Raw genomic sequence first — 23,491 nt, forward strand, 5'->3', positions numbered from 1 at the left:
CGCGTCCGTGAAACTTGGGGCCGCATGACAGCGCCCCAAGTCAGGCCATCAGGCTTCGGTAGACCACTCAAGCACTTTGAAATCGAACAATCCAGGATGCCGCACCGGGTCCACCGAGACCTCGATCGTGCACTTGGGCGGGAAACGCCCCTCAAGCAGCAATTTGGAGAGTGGATTTTCCAAGCGCTGCTGAATGGCCCTTTTCAAAGGTCGTGCCCCAAAGACCGGGTCAAAACCGACCTTGGCCAGTTCAGACAGCGCGGCTGCACTGACCTTCAAGGTCAGATCCATGCGGGCCAGGCGAGTTTGCAAGACTTGCAACTGAATCTGGGCGATGGCAGCGATGTGTTGGGCATCCAGACCATGAAAGACCACAGTTTCGTCGATGCGGTTGAGAAACTCGGGTCTGAAATGGGCTTTGAGTTCGTCCCACACCGCGTCCTTGATGTCTTCGACCGGCTGGCCCACCATGGACTGAATGAGGTGTGAACCCAAGTTGGAGGTCATCACAATCACGGTGTTTTTGAAGTCCACCGTGCGGCCTTGGCCATCGGTCAGGCGACCATCGTCGAGCACCTGCAGCAAGACGTTGAACACATCCGGGTGGGCTTTTTCGACCTCGTCGAGCAGCAGCACGCTGTAAGGCTTGCGACGCACGGTCTCGGTCAGGTATCCGCCCTCCTCGTAACCCACATAACCTGGAGGCGCACCGATCAACCGGGCGACCGAGTGCTTTTCCATGAATTCGCTCATGTCCATGCGAATCAGGTGGTCTTCGCTGTCAAACAAAAAGCCGGCCAATGCTTTGCACAACTCTGTTTTGCCCACGCCCGTCGGGCCCAGGAAAAGAAAGGAGCCAGTCGGACGATTGGGATCGGACAAACCCGAGCGAGAGCGCCGAATGGCGTTGGCCACAGCGGCAATGGCTTCGTCTTGACCGACCACACGTTGGTGCAGTTTGTCTTCCATCTGAAGCAGTTTTTCTCGTTCACCTTGCATCATTTTGGACACCGGAATGCCCGTGGCACGGGAGACAACTTCGGCGATTTCTTCAGCCCCCACTTGCGTGCGCAACAGACGGTGGCTGGGTTTTTCGCCGGGGGCAGCTTCTTTGGCTTGCACTTCTTTCAGGGTTTTTTCCAGAGCAGGCAACTTGCCATATTGCAACTCGGCCACTTTGTTGAAATCACCTTGACGGGTCAACTCTTCAATTTGCTGCTTGATGTGGTCGATTTCTTCACGCACCTGCTGCCCACCTTGGGCCTGCGATTTTTCAGCACGCCAGATTTCTTCCAAATCGGCCGATTCCTTTTTCAGTTTGACAATTTCTTCTTCAATCAGGGCAAAGCGTTTTTGCGAAGCCTCATCGTTTTCCCGGCGCACGGCCTCCCGCTCAATTTGCAACTGGATCAAACGGCGGTCGAGCTTGTCCATGACTTCGGGTTTGGAGTCGATCTCGATCTTGATTTTGGCTGCTGCCTCGTCGATCAAGTCGATGGCCTTGTCGGGCAAAAAGCGGTCGGTGATGTAGCGGTGGCTCAGCTCGGCCGCCGCCACAATGGCCGGGTCAGTGATGTCCACACCGTGGTGAATTTCGTACTTCTCTTGCAAACCACGCAAGATGGCAATGGTGGCCTCCACCGTGGGTTCGTTGACCAGAATTTTCTGAAAACGACGCTCCAGGGCCGCATCTTTTTCGATGTATTTGCGGTATTCGTCCAAGGTGGTTGCGCCCACACAATGGAGTTCACCCCGGGCCAGTGCGGGCTTGAGCATGTTGCCCGCGTCCATCGCGCCTTCGGCTTTGCCTGCGCCCACCATGGTGTGCAACTCGTCGATGAACACGATGGTTTGTCCTTCGTCTTTGGCCAGTTCGCTGAGCACGGTTTTCAGGCGCTCCTCAAACTCGCCTCGAAACTTGGCACCGGCAAGCAAAGCAGCCATGTCCAGCGACAGCACGCGTTTGCCCTTGAGCGAGTCAGGCACTTCCCCAGCCACAATGCGCTGGGCCAAACCTTCCACAATGGCCGTTTTGCCAACGCCGGGTTCACCAATCAAAACCGGGTTATTTTTGGTTCGCCGCTGCAGGACCTGAATGGCACGGCGGATTTCATCGTCACGGCCGATCACCGGATCGAGCTTGCCCATGCGAGCACGCTCAGTCAGGTCGATGCAGTATTTTTTGAGGGCCTCGCGCTGGCCTTCGGCGTCGGCACTGCCCACGGTTTGCCCACCACGAACAGCCGCGATAGCGCTTTCCAGATTTTTACGGTTGAGCCCGTGCTCTTTGGCCAAGCGACCGGCCTCAGATTTGCTTTCTGTCAAAGCCAACAAAAACAGCTCACCCGCAATGAACGCATCACCGCGCTTGATGGATTCTTTTTCTGCCGCTTGCAGAAGTTTGACCAGATCGGGGCCAACCTGCACTTGGTCTTGCCCCGTCACCTGAGGCAGGCGTGCAATGGCCGCATCCACCGACTGCAGCAAAGCGGGCACCTGAACGCCTGCTCGCAACAAAATGGCTTTGGGGCCGTCTTCTTGTTTGAGCATGGTGGACAAGACGTGCACCGCTTCGATGTAGGCATGGTCTTTTCCCAAGGCCAGCGACTGGGCGTCGGACAGGGCCTCTTGAAATTTGGTCGTGAGTTTGTCAGTTCGCATGTGTGGTTCTCCAATGCCATTCAGCTTGTGCTGAAAGTTACATTTTCAAGACCGACTGGGCACCGCACTTTGTCTAGAATCAAAAGTATGAACATTCATCAACTTTCCGTTCTCCACGACGAGCGACAAGACCGTCTGTTGTTGCGACTGAACACCCAGGACAGTCAGGAATTCAGGTTTTGGCTGACCCGCCGCATGACCCAAAGGTTCATGCCTGCGATTGAACAATCCGCCGCTCGACTCGAGGCAGCGCAGCCGGGTGTCGCCGCGCCTGACAGCGCATCACAACAACTTTTGAGCGAACTCAAGCGGGATGCTTTTTTACAAAAAGCCGATTTTTCAACCCCGTTTGAGACCCAGGCCACACAATTGCCTTTGGGCAGTGAGCCCATGCTGATCACCGACGCGCACTTGAGCATTTTGGCCAAAGGTGGAATGGAAATCAGCTTCGAAGACAAAACCGACCCGCAGCAAGTGCGTTCGTGTCAGTTACGCCTTCAGGTGAGCTTGGTGCACGGCATGGTTCACCTGATTCAGCAGGCGGCCGACAAAGCCCAATGGGGGTTGACGGCCGTGGTCAAACCCACTGAGGCAGCGCCATTGCTGGCACCCTCACCACCTCGCTACAGCCATTGAGCGCCGACCCTCAGGCATTGCTTGCGGCGATGCCCCAGCGGGCCAAAGCCGCATCGTCTGACACCCGGGCATCGACCCACTGTGCGCCCTGAGGTGTTTGCTCTTTTTTCCAGAATGGCGCTTGGGTTTTGAGGTAATCCATCAAAAACTCACAGGCCTTGAAACTCTCACCACGGTGCGCCGAGGTCACGGCCACCAACACAATTTGGTCTGCGGGCAACAAACGACCCACGCGGTGCACGATGCGGGCGGCGTAAAAATCAAAGCGCTGGTGGGCTTGCTCGATCATGGCCTCGATCGATTTTTCGGTCATGCCGGGGTAATGCTCAAGTTCCATGGCCTGCACCTCGTCGGCGGGCTGCCCGGTGAGTGCACGGGTGTCGCGCACGGTGCCCACAAAACTGCACACAGCGCCTACACGCAAGTCTTGTGCACGTAGGGTGATGATTTCTTGCGACAGATCGAAGTCTTCGGTCTGAATGGTCACTTGGGACGTCAGCATGTGATCAGCCCCCCGTCACGGGTGGAAAAAACGCCACTTCGCAATCAGCCGTCAGTGGTGTAGCGTCACTGGCCATGATTTGGTTGACGGCCACCCGCACCGGCAAACCCAGGGCCAAGCATTGAGCATACACGCCACCCCTTTCAATGAGCGTTTGGCGCAAGCTCGCCACATCGGCAGCCGAAGTCTCTAGGGTTTCGCTGCCCACACCGATGGTTTCACGCAGTGAGGCGAAATAACGCAGCTGAATTTTCATGACAGCCATTCTGAAAAGGACCAAAAATTGAGCAAGTCACCATGGGCAATGGTGTGACCCGCCGGGTTATCGACCACGCCATCGCCCCAGACAACCGAGGTCAAAACGCCGGAGCTTTGGTTCGGAAACAAATCGAGTCCACCTTGTGCATTGCGGCGAACGCGCAAAAATTCACGCCGCTTGTCAGCCTTGGGCAAATCAAAGTGGGCCGGCAAGCGGTACGGCACGGGCGGCGCTGACGCCGATCCTTGCAGCGCCAAAATCAAGGGTTTCACCAAGAGCAAAAAGGTGATGAAGCTTGACACCGGGTTGCCAGGCAAGCCTACAAAATGTGCCGCACCCGAGGCCGTCTCACGCCGAACATGGCCGTAGGCAAAAGGCTTGCCCGGCTTCATGGCAATTTGCCAAAGCGCCAACTCGCCGAGTGATTGAACCGCCGGTTTGACGTGGTCTTCCTCACCCACCGATACGCCACCGCTGGTGACAATCAAGTCGTGGTGGTCAGCGGCTGTTTTCAGTGCGGCGACAGTGGCCTCGCGGCGATCCGGGACGATGCCCAAATCGCTCACCTCGCAGCCCAATCGGTGCAACAAAGCCCGCAGGAAAAAACGGTTCGAGTTGTAGATGGACCCGGGCGGCATGTCGGCAGGGGCCACATCACCGGGCATGACCAACTCGTCACCGGTCGAAAACAAAGCCACTTTGGGCCGGGCAACAACCTGCAGATGGGACAGGCCCAAACTGGCGGCCAATCCCAATTGCGCGGGCCCCAGTTTTTGGCCACGCTGCAGCACAGTCTCGCCTGCACGAACATCTTCGCCACTGCGGCGCACCCATTGCCCCGCCTCGGCGGTGGTCAAAAAACGCACCCGTGTGGCGTCTTGTCCCGGCACGGCTTCGGTTTGCTCTTGCATCACAATCGCATCCGCCCCAGGTGGCACAGGTGCGCCTGTGAAAATACGCGCGGCTTGACCCGGCAGCAAGGCCTCACCAAAGTGGCCTGCGGCAATGCGCTGCGTCACAGTCAACTCGCTGCCCAGGTGCTGCACATCCGCACTGCGCACGGCATAACCGTCCATGGATGAATTGTCAAAAGCGGGCACTTGCAAGGCGGACACAAGGTCTTGGGCCAGGATGCGTCCGTCGGCGTCCAGCGTGGCCACAGACTCCACTGTGGTCAAGGGTTGGATGTGCGCCAACAAGGCTTGCAAGGCGTCGTCAAGCGACATCAACGGGGCGCGTGGGGCAGTGCTCATGAAAGTCAGTCGCAGTGTTGTGTGATGTAAGCCTTGATCAAGTCGACATCCGCCGCCATGACCTGAACACGTTTGGGCAAGGCTTCGATGCCTTCAAACTGCGCTGGGCGCTCAGGCTGGCGGCCCAAGGCTTCGACGATGGTGGCGGCAAACTTGATGGGCAAGGCGGTTTCCAGCACGATCATGGGCACCTGCGAATCCAGATGCTCCTTGGCCACTTTCACGCCGTCGGCGGTGTGGGTGTCGATCATCACGCCATAGGTGGCAAACACCTGTTGAATGGTCTTCAAGCGGTCGCCATGGGTGCTGCGTCCGCTGTCAAAACCGTAGGTGGCGGCGGCTTGGGCAAAGCGTGGGTCGCCCGACAAATCAAAGAAACCATGGCGGGACAAACCTTCGCCAAAAATGGCTTTGGTTTGGGCACCATCGCGCTCCAACAAATCGAACACAAAGCGTTCGAAGTTGCTAGCCTTGGAAATGTCCATGGAGGGGCTGGAGGTTTCATGCGTGTCGGCCGTGCCACGCACGCGGTAAATGCCGGTGCGGAAAAACTCGTCGAGCACATCATTTTCGTTGGTGGCCACGACCAAGCGGTCAATCGGCAAGCCCATCATGCGGGCTACATGACCGGCGCAGACGTTGCCAAAATTACCGCTGGGCACCGTGAAGCTGACCTTCTGGTCATTGCTTTGGGTGGCCTGGAAGTAACCGGCAAAGTAATACACCACTTGGGCCAGCAAGCGTGCCCAATTGATGGAGTTGACGGTACCGATTTTGTATTGGCGCTTGAAATCCAGATCGTTGGAGACGGCTTTGACGATGTCCTGGCAGTCGTCGAACACGCCGTCGATGGCGATGTTGTGGATGTTCTCGTCGAGCAGGCTGAACATCTGCGCTTGCTGGAACGGACTCATGCGGCCATTGGGGCTGGTCATGAACACACGCACACCGGCCTTGCCACGCATGGCGTATTCGGCCGCGCTGCCGGTGTCGCCGGATGTCGCGCCCAAAATATTCAGCTCTTCGCCCCGACGGGCCAGTTCGTACTCGAACAAGTTGCCCAGCAACTGCATGGCCATGTCCTTGAAGGCCAAGGTGGGGCCATTGGACAAGGCTTCCAAATACAACTCTGGCTGGGGCGAACCTGCGGCCTGCAAGGGCTTGAGCGGAACGATCTGCGGGGTGCCAAACACCGCTTCGGTGTAGGTTTTCTCGCACAGCGCTTTCAGGTCGGCGGCAGGAATGTCGTCGATGTAGAGCGACAGCACTTCAAACGCCAGAGCTGCATAGCCACGGCTTTGCCAGACCTGACGCAACGCCTGGAGCTTGTCGGCATCCAGCTGGGGGTAGCTTTCAGGCAGGTACAAGCCGCCGTCCGGTGCCAGCCCTTCGAGCAGGATTTCACAAAATTGTTTGCGGTCGGCGTGGCCGCGGGTCGACAGGTAACGCATCAGTTCAACTCTTCCTTGCGAATGCGCACGATGGGCGCCATGACGGTGGGCAAGGCCTGCATTTGGGCCAGCACATCATTCAAGGTGCCTTCGCGGGTGTCGTGGGTCAGGATGATCACGTCGGTCTGGTTTTCACCTGCTTGGCTGACCTGATCGGCCTCGCGCTGCAAGACGGCGTCGATGCTGATACCCGCTTCGGCCAGCAAACCGGTCAGCTTGGCCAGCACGCCCGCTTGGTCGGCCACGCGCAAACGCAGGTAATAACTGGTCACGACTTCGGACATGGGCAAAACACTCAAATCGCTCATCGCCCCCGGCTGGAAAGCCAGGTGCGGCACGCGGTTGAGGGGGTCGGCGGTGTGCAAACGGGTGATGTCCACCAAGTCGGCAATCACCGCGCTGGCGGTGGGCTCGGAGCCTGCGCCTTTGCCGTAATACAAGGTGGTGCCCACGGCGTCACCCTGCACCATGACGGCGTTCATAGCACCTTCAACATTGGCGATCAGCCGTTGTGTAGGCACCAGGCTGGGGTGCACGCGCAACTCAATGCCTTGCGCGGTGCGTTTGGTGATGCCCAAGAGCTTGATTCGGTAGCCCAATTGCTCGGCGTATTTGATGTCGGCCGCGCCCAGCTTGGTGATGCCTTCGACATAGGCTTTGTCAAACTGCACCGGAATGCCAAACGCGATCGCACTCATCAGAGTCACTTTGTGCGCGGCGTCCACGCCCTCGATGTCAAAGGTCGGATCAGCTTCGGCATAACCCAGGCGCTGGGCTTCCTTGAGCACCACGCCAAAGTCCAAGCCCTTGTCGCGCATCTCGGAGAGGATGAAGTTGGTCGTGCCGTTGATGATGCCGGCCACCCACTGGATGCTGTTGGCGGTCAAGCCCTCGCGCAGCGCTTTGATGATCGGGATGCCGCCTGCCACGGCGGCTTCAAACGCCACCATCACGCCTTTGGCCTGGGCCGCCGCAAAAATCTCGGTGCCGTGCACGGCCAGCAAGGCCTTGTTGGCCGTGACCACATGTTTGCCTGCGGCAATGGCTTCCATGACCAGGGCTTTGGCAATGCCGTAGCCGCCAATCAGCTCGATCACGATGTCGATCTCGGGGTTGGCAATCACGGCACGGGCATCGGCCACCACCTGAACGCCCTCACCCACCAGGGCCTGAGCACGCGCCACATCCAGATCGGCCACCATGGCGATTTCAATGCCACGGCCGGCACGGCGCTGAATTTCTTGCTGGTTGCGCTGGAGCACGTTGAAGGTGCCACTGCCAACAGTCCCAATGCCCAACAGGCCCACTTTGATCGGTTTCATTCACTTCTCTTTAACGTTGCGCCCAGCCAAGCCAGGCATTTCTTGAAAAAATCAGGCCACCAATTTGTCGGTGCCAAAACGCTTGCGAGCGCTTTCGAGGAACCGCGCCACGCGGCCAATGGCTTCGCGCAGGTCGTCTTCATGCGGCAAAAATACGATCCGGAAATGGTCGGCATCGGGCCAGTTGAAGCCCGTGCCCTGAACCAGCATGACCTTGGTTTCTTCCAGCAGTTGCAAGAAAAAGTCCTGGTCGTCCTGCACCGGATAGATTTTCGGATCGAGTTTGGGGAACATGTACAAAGCCGCACGGGGCTTGACACAGCTGACGCCAGGTATGGCGGTGATCAGTTGGTGCGCCAGGTCACGTTGCTTGCGCAGACGACCGCCCTCGCCTACCAGTTCATTGATGCTCTGATGTCCACCCAAGGCTGTCTGGATGGCCCACTGGCCCGGTACGTTGGCGCACAAACGCATGTTGGAGAGCATGTTCAGGCCCTCGATGTAATCACGGGCTCTTTTCTTGTCACCCGAAATCACCATCCAGCCCGCCCGGTAACCGCACGAGCGGTAACTTTTGGACAAGGAGTTGAAGGTCAGGGTCAGAACGTCTTGCGACAAACTGCCCAAAGGCGTGTGCTTGACGCAATCGTACAAAACCTTGTCGTACACCTCGTCAGCAAAAATCACCAGGCCGTATTCACGGGCGATGGCCACAATGCCCAACAGCAATTCGTCGGCATACAAAGCCCCCGTGGGGTTGTTGGGGTTGATGACCACAATGCCCTTGGTCCGCGGTGTGACCTTGGCACGGATGTCGGCCAAATCGGGCATCCAGCCATTGGCTTCATCGCAGCGGTAATGCACGGGCGTGCCGCCCGACAAACTGGCCGCGGCCGTCCACAAAGGGTAATCGGGTGAGGGCAAGAGCAACTCGTCGCCATCGTCGAGCAAGCCGTTGGTGGCCATCACGATCAATTCGCTGGCCCCGTTGCCCAAGTAAATGTCGTCCAGCGTGACGCCCAAAATGCCTTGCTTTTGGGTCTCGTGCATCACGGCCTTGCGAGCCGCAAAAATGCCTTTGCTGTCCGAGTAACCTGCCGAGTTGGGCAAGTTGCGGATCATGTCCTGCTGAATCTCTTCGGGCGCATCAAAACCAAAAACCGCCAGGTTGCCGATGTTCAGTTTGATGATCTTGTGGCCGTCTTCTTCCATTTGACGGGCTCGGTCCATGATGGGACCGCGAATGTCATAACAAACGTTGGCGAGCTTGGCTGATTTCTGAATGGGCTTCAAAGTGCCTCCAAAAGGACTTGCAATAGGGAGAAAACCTATAATTTGACCACATTTCAAGACCACTTCGACCCAAAACGTCCTGAGCAGCATCTCCATTGTTCGAGGCAACTGGCTCTGCACCTCACCAACAACCGCATGAAACTTCAACCGGACAAATCCAACAGCCTCACCATCAACGCCTACGGTCCCGGGTGGTTGGAGGTCAATAGTCAAAAATTCACCCATTCTCTTCAGGTCAGCAGTCTTCCGGGCGCAAGCCCTGAAGCTTGGCCGGTCGCACGCTTCGAGGACCTCAAGGCGCAGAATTTTGAATGGCTGACCCAAAGCGGTGCCGAATTGGTGATCTTTGGCAGTGGTCATCGCCTGCGCTTCCCGCAACCTGCATGGCTGGCATCCCTCATGAAACAAGGCATTGGCCTAGAGACCATGGACACAGCAGCGGCTTGCCGCACCTACAACATCTTGGCCAGTGAAGGTCGAAAAGTGGTGGCGCTTCTTTTATTGGAGCGCTAAAGCATCCATTTCCAATAGCCCACTGATCCCCGGGTGGACTGGCCAAGATGGATAAGCGTTCAGAGTAAAATAGCGGGTTGTCGAGGCCACAGGCCTTTAGCGAAGCTGACACCAACCCAGGTGCACATCGCTCAACCAGTCAAGCGAGATCAAAGTTTTATGGCGATCGTTCTGAACAAACTCCTCCCCGAATTTGAAGCCAACGCCACCTCCGGCTTGAAAGTTTCGAACATCTCTCACATCGGTCAAACCGTTGTTTTGTTTTTCTACCCCAAAGACAATACCCCAGGATGCACCACAGAAGCCATGCAATTTCGCGACAAATACAAGGATTTTGTCAAAGCGGGTGCCTTGGTTTTGGGTGTTTCCCGAGACAACATGAAGTCGCATGACGACTTCAAATCCAAGCTGGAATTGCCGTTTGAGTTGATCGCAGACACCGAAGAAAAAATGTGCCACATGTTTGGTGTTGTCAAAAACAAAATCATGTACGGCAAAAAAGTCAAAGGCATTGAGCGAAGCACCTTCTTGATCGGGCCAGATGGCACCTTGAAACAAGAGTGGCGCGGCCTCAAAGTCCCGGGCCATGTTGAAGAAGTTTTGCAAGCGGTCAAAGACTTGAAAAAAGCCGCTGTGGTCGCTTGAACCCTTCTTGATTGAGTGACACAAGGCTCGTGCATAATGAATTCATGACGCTGGAATTCAGCCCCTTGTGACCCGATTGAAAAGCCGCCCGGATTTCCTGGCGGCTTTTTATTTTGTTGTCTGTTCTTTTCCCGACGAGGTCAATGCACATGCCACTGCCACCCGCCCCCAAACAACGCGCCAGCCGCTTGACCCATGCCGCCTTCACTTCGGTCGCCTCCGACGATGACAGCCCAGGCACAGCCTTGATTCAAATCGAGACCCAAGCGCCATTGGCTGCTATGCCAGAAGTTGCTTCAAGTATCCCGGCACCTGCAGCAACCAAAAAGATTGCGGCCAGCGCCCCTTTGGTCACTGAGACAAAACGAAGCACCCGCGCTCGCAAGTCCAGTGCGGTGGCCGCCCCGTCGGATCCAGCGCCTCAGCTCGCCACGGCAGCTGCACCCACGGCCAAGACACCGCCTGCTCAGGCGGCTGCACCCCGCGCTAAACGCAAGTCAGGTCCAAGCAAATTGTTTGTGCTGGACACCAACGTGCTGATGCATGACCCCATGAGTCTGTTCCGTTTTGAAGAACACGATGTTTTCCTGCCCATGATCGTGCTGGAAGAGCTGGATGGGCACAAAAAAGGCATGACCGAAGTCGCTCGCAATGCGCGGCAAGCCAGCCGCTCGCTGGATGCCTTGGCATCAGGTCAAGGAGAAGACTTGAGCAAAGGCTCGGCCTTGAATGCCACGGGCCACACAGATGCCACGGGTCAGTTGTTTTTCCAAACCCAAGCCCTCGACTTGAGCCTGCCTCTGGCCTTACCCCAAGGCAAGGCCGATAACCAAATTTTGGGCGTGGTCAAAGCGCTGGGGCAACTCCATGCACCGCGTGAAGTCGTGTTGGTGTCCAAAGACATCAACATGCGCGTGAAAGCGCGAGCCTTGGGCCTGCAAGCCGAGGACTACCAAAACGACAAGACTTTGGAAGACGGCGATTTGCTTTACCCGGGTTCGCTGGCTTTACCAGCTGATTTTTGGGTTAAAAATGGCAAAACAGTGGAAAGCTGGCAACAAGGCACACACACCTATTACCGAATTACAGGGCCTATTGTGCCCAACCTGTTCATCAACCAATTCGTCTATTTCGAAGCGCCCGGTGAGCCCAGCCTCTATGCTCGGGTTTCAGAAATACGGGGCAAAACTGCGGTTTTGCGTACATTAAAAGACTTTGGTCATCAAAAAAATGCCATTTGGGGCGTGACCGCTCGCAACCGCGAACAAAATTTCGCTGTCAACTTGCTCACCGATCCGGACATTGATTTTGTGACCCTGGCGGGCACGGCTGGAACGGGCAAAACATTGATGGCACTGGCCGCTGGCCTGACCCAAGTGTTAGATGACCGCCGATACACCGAAATCATCATGACCCGAGCCACTGTGAGTGTGGGTGAAGACATTGGATTTTTGCCAGGCACTGAGGAAGAAAAAATGGGGCCGTGGATGGGTGCACTTGACGACAACTTGGAGTTTTTGGCCAAAGGTGATGGTGGCAATTCAGGCGAATGGGGACGTGCGGCCACCAACGAGCTCATCAAAAGCCGCATCAAGATCAAAAGCATGAACTTCATGCGCGGACGCACTTTCATGAACAAGTACGTGATCATTGATGAGGCTCAAAACCTCACACCCAAGCAAATGAAAACCCTGATCACCCGTGCTGGCCCTGGAACCAAAATCATTTGCATGGGCAACTTGGCCCAAATCGACACACCTTATTTGACGGAAGGCTCCTCGGGCTTAACCTATGCGGTCGACCGCTTCAAGGGTTGGGCCCATGGGGGACACATCACCTTGGCACGAGGCGAACGTTCTCGCTTGGCCGACTTTGCCAGTGACGCGCTTTAAGCACTCTCGGGCATGGACTTGCTCGGGTCTCAGTAATCGTCACTCAGACCCGAGGCCAGGCTTTCAAAGCGTGTCAGGTTCTTCAGGAAGGTCAATCGGACCGTGCCTGTGGGGCCATTTCGCTGCTTGCCAATGATGATTTCAGCCACCCCAGGGTCTTTGGAGTCTTTGTTGTAATAATCGTCACGGTAGATGAACATGATGATGTCGGCATCCTGCTCGATGGCGCCTGACTCACGCAAATCGCTCATCATGGGTCGTTTGTCGGTGCGCTGTTCCACGCTTCGGTTGAGCTGTGACAACGCAATCACTGGGCATTGCAATTCCTTGGCCAACATTTTCAGGCCCCGAGAAATTTCGCCCAATTCTGTGGCGCGGTTGTCGCCGCCCGAACCACCTGAACCGCTCATGAGTTGCAAGTAGTCCACCACGATCAATCCGAGCTTGCCGCATTGACGCGACAGACGACGGGCATTGGCACGCAACTCAGAAGGCGTCAAACCGGGTGTTTCGTCAATGTGCAAAGACACAGTGCGCAATTTTTCGATGGCTTCAGTCAAACGAGGCCATTCATCGTCGGTCAGCTTGCCTGTGCGCAAATGGCCTTGGTCAATGCGCCCAATCGAGCCCACCACACGCACGGCCAATTGAGACGCCCCCATTTCCATTGAGAAAACCGCCACGGGCAAACCTTCGTTCAAGGCCACATGTTCAGCGATGTTGATGGCAAAAGCCGTTTTACCCATGGATGGACGTGCGGCCAAAACCACCATGTCTCCTGCCTGCAAACCCGAAGTCATGCGGTCTAAATCGTAAAACCCAGTGGGGACACCCGTGACTTCATTCGGGTTGTTGGCCATCTCCTGCACCCGGTCGAGCAACTCCACCACCAGCGTGTCCATCGACTGGAAGCCCTGCTTCATGCGAGAGCCTTCTTCACCGATGTTGAAGATTTTTTGCTCGGCTTCGTCGAGTATGCGATCAATCGCTTTGCCTTGCGGGTTGAACGCGTTGGTGGCAATTTCGTCACTGGCCGTCACCAGTTTTCGCAAGATGGAACGTTCCCGAACAATCTCCGCATAACGGCGAATGTTGCTGGCGCTGGGCACGTATTGGGCAAGTGAGTTGAGGTAGCCCAAGCCCCCCATTTCCTCGGCCTTGCCCAAATTTTGCAACTGTTCGTTGACGGTGATCACGTCTGCAGGTTTAGATGCATTGATCAATGCACCAATCGCTGCGTAAATCAATTTGTGCTCGTGGCGGTAAAAGTCATTGTCAACCAGCAAATCACCCACTCGATCCCAAGCACTGTTGTCCAGCAAAAGTCCACCCAAAACACTTGACTCGGCCTCAATGGAATGAGGCGGCACACGCAACTTGGCCACTTGGCTGTCCGTGGACAGATCAGCAGGGAAAGTGTTCAGAGGTGGGGAAAATGCAGCGGACATGGATGAATGGCTTTAAAAGGCCATGGTAGAGGTGAAAGTAGGAAATTGATCGAAATAAAGCGACAGCTAGACTTTGATTATTCGGTGACCCACACAATAAAAGTCAATCCGGGCGGCATCAAACTCCAACAAAAAAGCCGCCAAGCACAAGGCCAGGCGGCTTTCTCAGAACGTTGCAGTGATCAGGCAGTTTCGCCGAGCACGGACACTGTCACATCAACCACCACATCGGTGTGCAAAGCCACAGCAACAGAAGATTCGCTGACGGTTTTGATCGGGCCCATGGGCATACGAATCTGCGACTTGAGCAGTTTGTAGCCTTGCTTGTTCAGCGCATCGGCGATGTCGTTGTTGGTCACGGAACCAAACAAACGGCCATCCACACCCGCTTTTTGAGACAACTTGATGACCAAGCCAGCGAGTTTTTCGCCTTGGGCTTGTGCATCGGCCAATTTGGCAGCTGCGGCTTTTTCAAGTTCAACACGGCGTGCTTCGAACTCGGCCTTGTTGGCTTCGGTGGCACGACGAGCACGACCCTGAGGGATCAGAAAGTTGCGAGCGTAGCCGTCTTTGACTTTGACGATATCGCCCAGATTACCCAGGTTCACAACCTTTTCGAGCAGAATGATTTGCATGGTTGGACTCCTTAGACTTTGTGCTGGTCGGTGTAGGGCAACATGGCCAAGAAGCGTGCACGCTTGATGGCTGTGTTGAGTTGACGCTGGAAAATGGCACGGGTGCCAGTCAAACGTGCGGGAATGATCTTGCCGTTTTCGGCGATGAAGTCACGCAAAGTGTCCACATCTTTGTAGTCGATTTCTTCGACACCGGTCACTGTGAAGCGGCAAAAGCGCTTGCGCTTGAACAGCAGTGACTGGGTGTTGCGCTTGGGGCGCTTGTCTTTGTTGAATTTTTTGAACGTGGCCATGGGGCCTCCTGAAATTAATCTTGCTGAAACTCTTGAATGTGCAACACGACACTTTTGCCTTGTCGAGGGGTGGCCAAAAAGCCTTTAAACGACCAAACACTGCCTACCGATTGCTTGACCAGTCTTTCAGCGAGTGACCCGAAGGCCAAGGCACGAAGTTTTAACTGGATTTTGCGCATTTGCCCTGCCTCTTGAATTTCAGAGGCATGCTCCAGAATCAAGTCCAAAGCAGGCAATCCGGCGGGGGTGTATCGCAAAGCGGCTTGCTCGGCAATACAGGCGGTCAGTTCGGTACGGTTCACTCCTCAACAAGCACGTGTCAAGCAGCGAATTCGGCTTGTTGTGACTTGCGGGCTTCTTCGCGCTCGACGGTCTTCATCATGGATGAAGGACCGGTATCGGCTTTTTTCTTCAGAACGGTCAGGTGACGCAGCACGGCATCGTTGAACTTAAAGGCGTGTTCGAGTTCAGCCATCACAGCTTGGTCGGCTTCAATGTTCACGCAAAGGTAATGTGCTTTGCCCAGCTTGTTGATCTGGTACGCCAATTGACGGCGACCCCAGTCTTCAACGCGGTGGATCGCACCACCACCGGCAACGATCATGCCTTTGTAACGCTCCAGCATGGCTGGAACTTGTTCGGACTGATCGGGATGGATCAGCAAAATGATTTCGTAATGACGCATTGAGACTCCTTGCGGTTAACCCAAAAGGTTGGAAAAGCCGCCCCCAGCGTCTGGTCGGGGTGCGGCAAGGGAAAGCCTAAGATTATAGCCTGAAATCACAAACCCGGATAGGCATCCCTGGCCTCTGTGGCCAACACTTGAATCTGCGCAGCCGGTTCAACCCACCGCTTTGGAATCATCCAAGTTCCTAATGCGATCACCACAAAACCCAGTGGAACACCAAATACGCCTGCAGACATGGGCTGAATTCCCCACCATAGCCCCGAGAACGGATCCATTTGGAAAAAGTGCCTGAATCCTGGCGCATTCAACACCATGTAAAACATGGTCAAGCCTAAGCCAGACAACATGCCCAGGATGACCGCCACGCGATGTACTCGCGGCCAGGTCATGCCCAACACCATACTGGGGAAAAAAGCAGAGGCTGCCAAAGAGAACGAAGCAGAGACCAAGGCCAATATTTCGGCTGGCTTGAAGGCTGCCACCACAGCGGCCACCATGGCTACGGCAAGCAACGCGAATTTGGACAAAATGACCCGACCCTCAGATGACTTGGGGCCCTTAAGACCACTCGGACGCATGTCACGGACCACCGCATTGCTGATGGTCAAAAGCAAACCATCAGCGGTTGACAGTGCAGCGGCCAAGCCCCCTGCAGCAACCAAGCCAGACACCACAAATGGCATACCCCCTAATTCGGGGGTGGCCAACATGATCATGTCCGCCCCCAACTTGAGTTCACCCAACTGCAACACGCCATCACCATTGACATCCGAGAAAGAAACCAAGGCAGGGTCGAGTCGTGCCCATTGGGCCATCCAACTGGGTAAATCAGAAAAACTTTGGCCAACCAAATTGTTGAGCACCTCGAATTTGACCAAGACAGCCAAAGCAGGCACGCACAAATAAATCAATGCGATGAAAAACAAGGACCAAGCCACTGAGGTTCGTGTTTCAGCGACCGATGGCAAGGTGTAAAACCGGGTCAAAAGATGCGGCAAACCGGCCGTACCAATCATGAGGCAAAAAATCAATGCCAAAAAATTCAGTCTTGACTCACTGAACAAGCGTTCCTGAGCGAGTCCACCATCAGGATCCCCGGTGTAAGCTTTGGCATGTGGCGGCATGCCTCCCAAGGGTCGCGCCCTTTCTAAATTGTCATGCATGGCGCGTGTCCATTGTTCGCGAGCGGTAGACGCATCACGAGGCACCGCCAAAAGCTCACGACGCACTTGAGCAATGGTCGAAAAATCAGCCCCTTGCGCTTTGAGGATCTGAATTTTTTCTTCCAACTCCAGACGCAAATCTTGCATGGCAGCATCCACATCCTGCAAGCGAACTGCAAACATCTTGGCACGCTGGGCGTATTCGCGTCTGACCTCGTGCTCTGCCGGGTCGTCCATCAAGCGCTGCTCAATGCTGGCGATGGCAGATAACTGGGAGCCATACACAAAAGGGGCTGCAGGGTTACCCAATTGCTTGTAGGCCAACCACGACACTGGAATCAAAAAGGCCAGCAGCAGCATGATGTATTGCGCCACTTGAGTCCAAGTGATGGCACGCATGCCCCCCAAAAAAGAACACAACAGAACACCGCCCAGTCCCAGCAAAATACCTATTTCGAACTGCACCCCCGTTAGGCGTGAAGCAATCAGGCCAATGCCATAAATTTGTGCCACCACATAAGTGAATGAACACAAGACAGATGCCAGTGCTGCAATCACACGAGGCCAACGGCCACCAAAGCGTTGGTCAAAATAATCCGGCAAGGTGTACAAACGCATGACCCGCAAATGGGGCGCAATCAAAAGCGCCACCAAGCAAAAGCCTCCCGTCCATCCGATCACATAAGCCAAGCCCCCGGGCTGGTTACCACTTCCTGAAAAACCTTGGAGGTACAGCGCACCCGCCAGACTGATGAAGGAGGCCGCACTCATCCAATCGGCAGCAGTGGCCATACCGTTGTACATGGCCGGTATGCGCCGACCAGCGACGTAGTACTCATCCTCATCCGTGGTTCTGCCAGCAATGCCAATCAAGGCATAAATCATCACGGTGCTGAAAAGGAAAATCGGACCAATCAGGTTTCGTGATAAACCCAAATGCTCGGCCCACGCCAAAGCACCAATCAAGACCAACAAAAAAACAATGTAAATCAGGACGTTGCGATGGAGCCGCCAGCGGTAAGCCGATGTCATCGCGACTTCCAGAGGATTGCGCATCAAGCTGTCCTGATTTACGGGGATAGGGACAGCTTCAGCTGCCCAGATTGGTCCAAGTTTCGATGACGGTATCGGGATTGAGCGAGATCGAGCTGATGCCCTGGTCCATCAACCAATGCGCAAAGTCAGGATGGTCCGATGGGCCTTGGCCACAAATACCGATGTACTTGCCCTGCGCCAAACAGGCTTGGATGGCTTGCGAGATCAAGGCTGTGACCGCCGGATCGCGTTCGTCAAAGTCTGCGGCCAGCAACTCCATGCCCGAGTCGCGGTCCAGCCCCAAAGTCAGCTGTGTCAGGTCATTCGAGCCAATCGAGAAGCCGTCAAAGAACTCGAGGAACTGCTCGGCCAGAATGGCGTTGCTGGGCACCTCGCACATCATGATGACTTTGAGCCCCTGCTCGCCACGGCTCAAACCTTGGCTGGCCAGCAATTGGGTGACCTTTTCGGCTTGCCCCAAGGTGCGCACAAAGGGCACCATGATCTGCACGTTGGTCAAGCCCATTTCGCCGCGCACCCGTTTGAGGGCTTCGCATTCCATGGCAAAGGCTTCGCCAAAGTCTGCGCTGATGTAACGCGCAGCGCCTCGGAAGCCGAGCATCGGGTTTTCTTCTTCCGGCTCGTAACGGCTGCCGCCAATGAGTTTGCGGTATTCATTGCTCTTGAAGTCCGACAAACGCACGATGACCGGCTTGGGCCAGAAAGCGGCAGCGATGCTGGCCACGCCTTCGGTGACTTTGTCCACATAAAAAGCACGGGGGGATGCGTGGCCACGGGCCACCGATTCCACGGCTTTTTTCAGGTCGGCGTCGATGGCGGGGTAATCCAGGATGGCCTTGGGGTGCACGCCAATGTTGTTGTTGATGATGAATTCCAAACGCGCCAGGCCCACACCGGCGTTGGGCAGCTGGGCAAAGTCAAAGGCCAGCTGGGGGTTGCCCACGTTCATCATGATCTTGGTTTTGATCTCGGGCAGCACGCCGCGCTGAATCTCACTGATCTCGGTTTCCAGCAAGCCGTCGTAAATGTGGCCGGTATCGCCCTCGGCGCAGCTCACGGTGACCAGCGTGCCTTCGGTCAGTTGCTCGGTGGCGTTGCCGCAACCCACCACCGCCGGAATGCCCAGCTCACGGGCAATGATGGCGGCGTGGCAGGTGCGCCCGCCCCGGTTGGTGACGATGGCGCTCGCACGCTTCATCACCGGCTCCCAGTTTGGGTCCGTCATGTCGGTCACCAGCACATCGCCGGGCTGGACCTTGTCCATCTCGCTGATGTTGTGCACCAAGCGCACGGGGCCCGTGCCAATCTTTTGACCAATCGCGCGGCCCTCGGCCAGGATGGTGCTTTTGCCTTTGAGTTTGTACCGCAGCTCAGGCGTGCCTTTGGCCTGGCTTTTCACGGTCTCAGGGCGTGCTTGCAGGATGTAGAGCAAACCGTCGGTGCCGTCTTTGCCCCACTCGATGTCCATGGGGCGGCCGTAATGCTGCTCGATCACCACCGCGTAGCGGGCCAATTGCTCGACCTCGTCATCGGTCAGGCTGTAGCGGTTGCGCAGTTCAGTGGGCACGTCGGTGGTTTTAACCAACTTGCCCGATGCGGCTTTTTCTTCGGGGGTGGCGAACACCATTTCGATGAGTTTGGAGCCCAGGTTGCGGCGGATCACGCTGCGCTTGCCTGCGGCCAGCATGGGTTTGTGCACATAAAACTCGTCAGGGTTCACCGCGCCCTGCACCACCGTTTCGCCTAGGCCGTAGCTGGAGGTGATGAACACCACGTCTTCAAAACCGGACTCGGTGTCGATCGTGAACATGACGCCCGCCGCGCCCAAATCGGAGCGCACCATGCGCTGCACGCCGGCCGACAAGGCCACATCGGCGTGTGCAAAGCCCTTGTGCACGCGGTAGCTGATGGCGCGGTCGTTGTAGAGCGAAGCGAACACCTCTTTCATCTTGTGCAGCACGTCCTCGATGCCGACCACGTTCAAGAAGGTTTCTTGTTGGCCTGCGAAAGAAGCGTCAGGCAAGTCTTCGGCTGTGGCCGAAGAACGCACCGCAAACGAGGCCTCCGGGTTACTGCCCTGCAGGCGCACGAACTCTTCGCGGATGGCTTGCTCCAGATCGGCCGGGAAAGGCTGGTCTTCGACCATGGCGCGGATTTCAGCACCAGCGGCGGCCAAGGCACGCACGTCCTCGGTGTCCAAAGCATCCAAACGGGCATTGATGCGCTCGGCCAGGCCGCCAAACGATAAAAACTGGCGAAAAGCGTGGGCGGTGGTGGCAAAGCCTGTGGGCACGCGCACGCCCGAAGGCAACTGGGAAATCATCTCCCCCAAACTGGCGTTTTTGCCGCCGACCGACTCGACATCGGTCATGCGCAACAACTCAAAGGGAACGACCAGGGCGGTCTCACTGAAAAGAACAGACATGCTAAAGCTCCAAAGTTAAAACCGGGCTCCAAGGCGCAGGTCAGGGTTTTTGTTGTTCTTTGAATGGAACCCCAAGCGGACAGCGGTGGATAATCATTCGATTTTAGGGGTCATGTCGACCTCAGCCATTGAAATAAATTACAAGCATGCCAAAACGCACTGTATTTTTCGTCTCTGACGGCACCGGCATCACCGCCGAGACTTTTGGAAACGCCATTCTTGCCCAGTTCGACATGAAGTCGCGGCATGTGCGCCTTCCCTTCACCGACACCATCGACAAAGCTCACCAAGCAGTTCGGCAAATCAACCACACCGCCGAGACCGAAGGCAACAAACCGATTGTGTTCACGACTTTGGTGAACATGGATGTGCTCAAAGTCCTGCAAGAGCACTGCCAAGGCATGTTGCTCGACATGTTCGGCACCTTTGTGAACCCACTCGAAGCGGAACTGGGCATCAAATCGCACCACCGGGTGGGCCGGTTTTCGGATGTGAGCAAAAGCAAGGAATACCACGACCGGATCGAAGCGATCAATTTTTCATTGGCACACGACGATGGTCAATCGAACCGCGATTTGGAGTCCGCAGAGGTGATTTTGGTGGGCGTGAGCCGCAGTGGCAAAACCCCGACCAGCCTGTATCTGGCCATGCAGCATGGACTCAAAGCCGCCAACTACCCCTTGATCCCCGAAGATTTTGACCGCCGCCAATTGCCGCCAGCCTTGGTACCACACCGCAAAAAGATTTTCGGCCTGAGCATTCACCCTGACCGTTTGGCCGAAATCCGTGCAGAACGCCGACCCAATTCCCGTTACGCGAGCATTGAAAACTGCCGCATGGAAGTCTCAGAAGCCGAAGCGATGATGCGCCGCTCGGGCATCCGCTGGTTGTCCACAACCACCAAGTCCATCGAGGAAATCGCCACGACCATCTTGCAAGAAATCAAGCCTGATCGGCTGATTTACTGAGACAGAACTGCAGACTTCATCACAGTACTCTCAACGCGTTGAGCGACAGGCTCAAGCCGCGCCAAGATTTCAGCGCAAGGTCGCTGCAATTCGTTCAGCGCATTCCTGCGCTTGTACGGCATCGCGTGCTTCAACCATGACGCGCACCAAAGGTTCGGTGCCACTGGCGCGGATCAAGACCCGACCGGAATCGCCCAGTTCTGCCTCGGCCGCACGTGTGGCATCCCACAGTGGCTGGTGGCCTTGCCAGTCAAATCCGGGGGTCAAGCGCACATTGATGAGGGTTTGCGGGAACAACGTGATGCCCTCCAACAATTGCGACATGGTCTTGCCGCTGCCCACACAGGCTTGCAGCACCTGCAAGGCGCTGACCAGGCCATCGCCCGTGGTGTGCTTGTCCAGCGCCAACAAATGACCAGAGCCCTCGCCACCCAGCAACCAGCCTTTGTCGTGCAAGACCTCCAGCACATAACGGTCGCCCACTTTGGCCCGCACAAACTGCACACCACGCTGCTTGAGCGCGACTTCGACTGCCAAGTTGGTCATCAAAGTGCCCACAGCACCGGGCACCGCCTCGTCGCGGGCCAAGCGGTCGGCCACCATCAAGTACAAGAGTTCGTCGCCATTGAACAAACGTCCGGCCGCGTCCACAAACTGCAGGCGGTCGGCATCACCATCCAAAGCAATGCCGTAATCGGCTCGGTGGTCTTTCACGGCTTGAACCAATGCAGCCGGATGCGTGGCCCCCACGTCTTTGTTGATGTTCAGGCCATCGGGTGAGCAGCCGATGGCGATGACCTCGGCACCCAGCTCATGAAAAACCTTGGGGGCGATTTGGTAAGCCGCCCCATGCGCGGCATCCACCACGATCCTCAAGCCCTTGAGGGTCAAGTCGTTCGAAAAGGTGCTCTTGCAAAACTCAATGTACCGGCCAGCCGCATCGTCCAATCGGCGGGTTTTACCGAGGGCTGCAGAGTCGACCCAAACAGGGTCTTCCAACAACGTGGCTTCAACAGCCTCTTCCCAAGCGTCCGACAATTTTTTGCCTTGTGCGCTGAAAAACTTGATGCCGTTGTCTGCAAACGGGTTGTGACTGGCACTGATGACAACGCCCAGTGAGGCGCGTTGTGCACGGGTCAGATAAGCGACTGCAGGCGTGGGAACCGGACCCAACAACACCACATCCACGCCCGCAGAGTTGAAACCAGACTCCAAAGCACTTTCCAGCATGTATCCAGAAATACGTGTGTCTTTGCCGATCAATACCGTAGGGTGAGGCTCTTGTGATTTCAAAACCCGACCCACAGCATGTGCCAAACGCAAGATGAAGTCTGGCGTGATAGGACTTTGGCCCACCGTGCCTCGAATACCGTCTGTGCCAAAGTATTGCCGTGCCATGCGAGAGTTCCTGATTTTTGTTATGGATGGATGAATGAATTCTAGCGAGTCAAAAGATCAACAAAACTGACACACATTCTGAATCGACGATTCAAAGTACACCGTGTTGTTGGTTCACGAAATGCCAAATTTTGAGTGCATCCACTGTGGCCTTGACGTCATGCACCCTCACCACCGATGCCCCCCGTTCCACAGCCATCAAAGCGGCAGCCACGCTGGCCACTTGCCTTTGTGCGGGTTCTGGCATGTGTCCATCTTGCGCCAATGCAGCACCCAGAGCCGATTTGCGCGACCACCCGGCCAACAGAGGAAAACCCAAGCGCAATAAATGGGATTGCCCGGCCAGAAGCTGAAAGTTCTGTGCCACGGTTTTACCAAAACCAATGCCAGGGTCCAACACGACTCGGGATGCTGTCACACCCAATTCCAGCAAGGCGTTCACGCGGGCGCTCAAAAAGGCGTTCACTTCGGTCAACACATCCCCCGTCATCGGTTGAACTTGCATGGTTTGGGGGGTGCGGTGCATGTGCATCAAACAAACGCCGCACCGGGGGTGGGTGGCCACCACCTGCTCAGCACCCGGTTGACGCAAAGCCCAAATGTCATTGACGATGTCAACGCCCCAGTCCAGGCAGGCTTGCATCACCTCGGGTTTGTAAGTGTCCACAGAAATCGGAACCCCCCAGCTCACCGCTTCGCGCAGCAAGGGCTCAAGCCGCGCCAACTCTTGCTCCACGGGAACCACCACAGCGCCAGGCCGGGTGGACTCCGCCCCGATGTCCAGGATATCCGCCCCCTCGCGCAGAAGTTGCTCGGCGTGGCGCAGGGCCAGAGAAGTTTCGGCATGCAAGCCGCCGTCGGAAAATGAATCAGGCGTGACGTTGACAATGCCCATGACCAAAGGCTGAGTCAGGTCCAAGTCAAAACGAGAGGTTTGCCAGCGGTTGATCGAAGCGTGTGGCACAGGCTTGAATGTCATCAGAAATTTTT

General features: G+C 56.2%; 21 protein-coding genes. 5 read left to right on the forward strand and 16 right to left on the reverse strand.

Going from position 1 to position 23,491, the window contains the following annotated elements:
• Positions 1-48 precede the first annotated feature (48 nt).
• Positions 49-2,661: an ATP-dependent chaperone ClpB gene (clpB, locus tag AMM41_RS11760; RefSeq protein WP_089958130.1), complete on the reverse strand. Its 2,613-nt coding sequence runs from the start codon at positions 2,659-2,661 to the stop codon at positions 49-51.
• Positions 2,662-2,748: 87 nt separating this feature from the next.
• Here clpB and AMM41_RS11765 point away from each other — a divergent pair, with 87 nt between their 5' ends.
• Entirely contained in the window at positions 2,749-3,297 is a 549-nt protein-coding gene (locus AMM41_RS11765; RefSeq protein ID WP_089958135.1) for a hypothetical protein, read from the forward strand.
• A gap of 10 nt (positions 3,298-3,307) precedes the next feature.
• Here the strand turns inward: AMM41_RS11765 and AMM41_RS11770 are convergent, their stop codons facing one another.
• Genes AMM41_RS11770 through AMM41_RS11795 form a run of 6 tightly spaced genes read right to left on the reverse strand, consistent with a single transcriptional unit; the run spans position 3,308 to position 9,377 of the window.
• Entirely contained in the window at positions 3,308-3,799 is a 492-nt protein-coding gene (locus AMM41_RS11770) for a molybdenum cofactor biosynthesis protein MoaE (RefSeq protein ID WP_089958139.1), read from the reverse strand.
• Between the two features lie 4 nt (positions 3,800-3,803).
• Positions 3,804-4,055, reverse strand: coding sequence for a molybdopterin converting factor subunit 1 (moaD, locus tag AMM41_RS11775; protein ID WP_089958143.1), 252 nt, complete (start codon positions 4,053-4,055; stop codon positions 3,804-3,806).
• A complete protein-coding gene (glp, locus tag AMM41_RS11780) occupies positions 4,052-5,311 on the reverse strand; it encodes a molybdopterin molybdotransferase MoeA (RefSeq protein ID WP_089958147.1) in 1,260 nt (419 codons plus the stop codon). Before glp ends, moaD begins: the two co-directional genes overlap by 4 nt.
• 5 nt (positions 5,312-5,316) lie before the next feature.
• Positions 5,317-6,762 (reverse strand): threonine synthase, encoded by a 1,446-nt coding sequence (thrC, locus tag AMM41_RS11785; protein WP_089958151.1) that lies wholly within the window; start codon positions 6,760-6,762, stop codon positions 5,317-5,319.
• A complete protein-coding gene (locus tag AMM41_RS11790) occupies positions 6,762-8,084 on the reverse strand; it encodes a homoserine dehydrogenase (protein ID WP_089958154.1) in 1,323 nt (440 codons plus the stop codon). Before AMM41_RS11790 ends, thrC begins: the two co-directional genes overlap by 1 nt.
• 51 nt (positions 8,085-8,135) lie before the next feature.
• Entirely contained in the window at positions 8,136-9,377 is a 1,242-nt protein-coding gene (locus AMM41_RS11795) for a pyridoxal phosphate-dependent aminotransferase (RefSeq protein ID WP_089958158.1), read from the reverse strand.
• A gap of 135 nt (positions 9,378-9,512) precedes the next feature.
• On the opposite strand from AMM41_RS11795, the gene AMM41_RS11800 reads away from it, so the two are divergent.
• The 3 genes from AMM41_RS11800 to AMM41_RS11810 all read left to right on the forward strand — a co-directional run bounded on the left by AMM41_RS11800 (position 9,513) and on the right by AMM41_RS11810 (position 12,427).
• The gene (locus tag AMM41_RS11800) at positions 9,513-9,890 is read left to right on the forward strand and encodes an Mth938-like domain-containing protein (protein ID WP_089958162.1); all 378 of its coding nucleotides are present in this window, start codon (positions 9,513-9,515) and stop codon (positions 9,888-9,890) included.
• Between the two features lie 159 nt (positions 9,891-10,049).
• The gene (locus tag AMM41_RS11805) at positions 10,050-10,535 is read left to right on the forward strand and encodes a peroxiredoxin (RefSeq protein ID WP_089958165.1); all 486 of its coding nucleotides are present in this window, start codon (positions 10,050-10,052) and stop codon (positions 10,533-10,535) included.
• A gap of 149 nt (positions 10,536-10,684) precedes the next feature.
• Positions 10,685-12,427 carry a PhoH family protein gene (locus AMM41_RS11810; RefSeq protein ID WP_089958582.1) on the forward strand — a complete coding sequence of 581 codons (1,743 nt, stop codon included), beginning with the start codon at positions 10,685-10,687 and terminating at the stop codon, positions 12,425-12,427.
• A 29-nt stretch (positions 12,428-12,456) separates the two neighbouring features.
• On the opposite strand, the gene dnaB is transcribed toward AMM41_RS11810, so the two are convergent.
• The 7 genes from dnaB to ppsA all read right to left on the reverse strand — a co-directional run bounded on the left by dnaB (position 12,457) and on the right by ppsA (position 20,135).
• Positions 12,457-13,875 carry a replicative DNA helicase gene (gene dnaB / locus AMM41_RS11815; protein WP_089958169.1) on the reverse strand — a complete coding sequence of 473 codons (1,419 nt, stop codon included), beginning with the start codon at positions 13,873-13,875 and terminating at the stop codon, positions 12,457-12,459.
• Positions 13,876-14,057: 182 nt separating this feature from the next.
• Positions 14,058-14,510 carry a 50S ribosomal protein L9 gene (gene rplI / locus AMM41_RS11820; protein WP_089958172.1) on the reverse strand — a complete coding sequence of 151 codons (453 nt, stop codon included), beginning with the start codon at positions 14,508-14,510 and terminating at the stop codon, positions 14,058-14,060.
• Positions 14,511-14,521: 11 nt separating this feature from the next.
• Positions 14,522-14,803: a 30S ribosomal protein S18 gene (gene rpsR / locus AMM41_RS11825; protein WP_019427495.1), complete on the reverse strand. Its 282-nt coding sequence runs from the start codon at positions 14,801-14,803 to the stop codon at positions 14,522-14,524.
• A 14-nt stretch (positions 14,804-14,817) separates the two neighbouring features.
• Positions 14,818-15,105 carry a primosomal replication protein N gene (gene priB, locus AMM41_RS11830; RefSeq protein ID WP_089958176.1) on the reverse strand — a complete coding sequence of 96 codons (288 nt, stop codon included), beginning with the start codon at positions 15,103-15,105 and terminating at the stop codon, positions 14,818-14,820.
• A gap of 17 nt (positions 15,106-15,122) precedes the next feature.
• A complete protein-coding gene (gene rpsF / locus AMM41_RS11835; RefSeq protein ID WP_089958179.1) occupies positions 15,123-15,488 on the reverse strand; it encodes a 30S ribosomal protein S6 in 366 nt (121 codons plus the stop codon).
• 95 nt (positions 15,489-15,583) lie between these two features.
• Positions 15,584-17,710 carry a VC_2705 family sodium/solute symporter gene (locus AMM41_RS11840; RefSeq protein ID WP_089958184.1) on the reverse strand — a complete coding sequence of 709 codons (2,127 nt, stop codon included), beginning with the start codon at positions 17,708-17,710 and terminating at the stop codon, positions 15,584-15,586.
• A 34-nt stretch (positions 17,711-17,744) separates the two neighbouring features.
• Positions 17,745-20,135 carry a phosphoenolpyruvate synthase gene (gene ppsA, locus AMM41_RS11845; RefSeq protein WP_089958188.1) on the reverse strand — a complete coding sequence of 797 codons (2,391 nt, stop codon included), beginning with the start codon at positions 20,133-20,135 and terminating at the stop codon, positions 17,745-17,747.
• Positions 20,136-20,281: 146 nt separating this feature from the next.
• On the opposite strand from ppsA, the gene AMM41_RS11850 reads away from it, so the two are divergent.
• Complete coding sequence (locus AMM41_RS11850) at positions 20,282-21,103, forward strand: posphoenolpyruvate synthetase regulatory kinase/phosphorylase PpsR (protein WP_089958193.1); 822 nt, start codon at positions 20,282-20,284, stop codon at positions 21,101-21,103.
• 69 nt (positions 21,104-21,172) lie between these two features.
• Here AMM41_RS11850 and glmM read toward each other — a convergent pair whose 3' ends face one another.
• Both glmM and folP read right to left on the reverse strand, forming a co-directional pair.
• Positions 21,173-22,501 (reverse strand): phosphoglucosamine mutase, encoded by a 1,329-nt coding sequence (gene glmM / locus AMM41_RS11855; RefSeq protein ID WP_089958197.1) that lies wholly within the window; start codon positions 22,499-22,501, stop codon positions 21,173-21,175.
• A gap of 91 nt (positions 22,502-22,592) precedes the next feature.
• A complete protein-coding gene (folP, locus tag AMM41_RS11860; RefSeq protein WP_089958202.1) occupies positions 22,593-23,480 on the reverse strand; it encodes a dihydropteroate synthase in 888 nt (295 codons plus the stop codon).
• Positions 23,481-23,491: the final 11 nt, after the last annotated feature.

The sequence above is a fragment of the Limnohabitans sp. 2KL-3 genome (genome assembly GCF_001269405.1).
Classification (GTDB): domain Bacteria; phylum Pseudomonadota; class Gammaproteobacteria; order Burkholderiales; family Burkholderiaceae_C; genus Limnohabitans_A.

Bases quoted from the DNA above. Each gene is read 5' to 3' on its own strand.
- AMM41_RS11770 (WP_089958139.1), bottom strand. From the start codon at position 3,799: ATGCTGACGTCCCAAGTGACCATTCAGACCGAAGACTTCGATCTGTCG.
- AMM41_RS11800 (WP_089958162.1), top strand. From the start codon at position 9,513: ATGAAACTTCAACCGGACAAATCCAACAGCCTCACCATCAACGCCTAC.
- AMM41_RS11805 (WP_089958165.1), top strand. From the start codon at position 10,050: ATGGCGATCGTTCTGAACAAACTCCTCCCCGAATTTGAAGCCAACGCC.
- rpsF (WP_089958179.1), bottom strand. From the start codon at position 15,488: ATGCGTCATTACGAAATCATTTTGCTGATCCATCCCGATCAGTCCGAA.
- AMM41_RS11850 (WP_089958193.1), top strand. From the start codon at position 20,282: ATGCCAAAACGCACTGTATTTTTCGTCTCTGACGGCACCGGCATCACC.
- ppsA (WP_089958188.1), bottom strand. From the start codon at position 20,135: ATGTCTGTTCTTTTCAGTGAGACCGCCCTGGTCGTTCCCTTTGAGTTG.
- rpsR (WP_019427495.1), bottom strand. From the start codon at position 14,803: ATGGCCACGTTCAAAAAATTCAACAAAGACAAGCGCCCCAAGCGCAAC.
- rplI (WP_089958172.1), bottom strand. From the start codon at position 14,510: ATGCAAATCATTCTGCTCGAAAAGGTTGTGAACCTGGGTAATCTGGGC.
- AMM41_RS11840 (WP_089958184.1), bottom strand. From the start codon at position 17,710: ATGCGCAATCCTCTGGAAGTCGCGATGACATCGGCTTACCGCTGGCGG.
- thrC (WP_089958151.1), bottom strand. From the start codon at position 6,762: ATGCGTTACCTGTCGACCCGCGGCCACGCCGACCGCAAACAATTTTGT.
- glp (WP_089958147.1), bottom strand. From the start codon at position 5,311: ATGAGCACTGCCCCACGCGCCCCGTTGATGTCGCTTGACGACGCCTTG.
- AMM41_RS11810 (WP_089958582.1), top strand. From the start codon at position 10,685: ATGCCACTGCCACCCGCCCCCAAACAACGCGCCAGCCGCTTGACCCAT.
- glmM (WP_089958197.1), bottom strand. From the start codon at position 22,501: ATGGCACGGCAATACTTTGGCACAGACGGTATTCGAGGCACGGTGGGC.
- AMM41_RS11765 (WP_089958135.1), top strand. From the start codon at position 2,749: ATGAACATTCATCAACTTTCCGTTCTCCACGACGAGCGACAAGACCGT.
- AMM41_RS11790 (WP_089958154.1), bottom strand. From the start codon at position 8,084: ATGAAACCGATCAAAGTGGGCCTGTTGGGCATTGGGACTGTTGGCAGT.
- folP (WP_089958202.1), bottom strand. From the start codon at position 23,480: ATGACATTCAAGCCTGTGCCACACGCTTCGATCAACCGCTGGCAAACC.
- dnaB (WP_089958169.1), bottom strand. From the start codon at position 13,875: ATGTCCGCTGCATTTTCCCCACCTCTGAACACTTTCCCTGCTGATCTG.
- clpB (WP_089958130.1), bottom strand. From the start codon at position 2,661: ATGCGAACTGACAAACTCACGACCAAATTTCAAGAGGCCCTGTCCGAC.
- moaD (WP_089958143.1), bottom strand. From the start codon at position 4,055: ATGAAAATTCAGCTGCGTTATTTCGCCTCACTGCGTGAAACCATCGGT.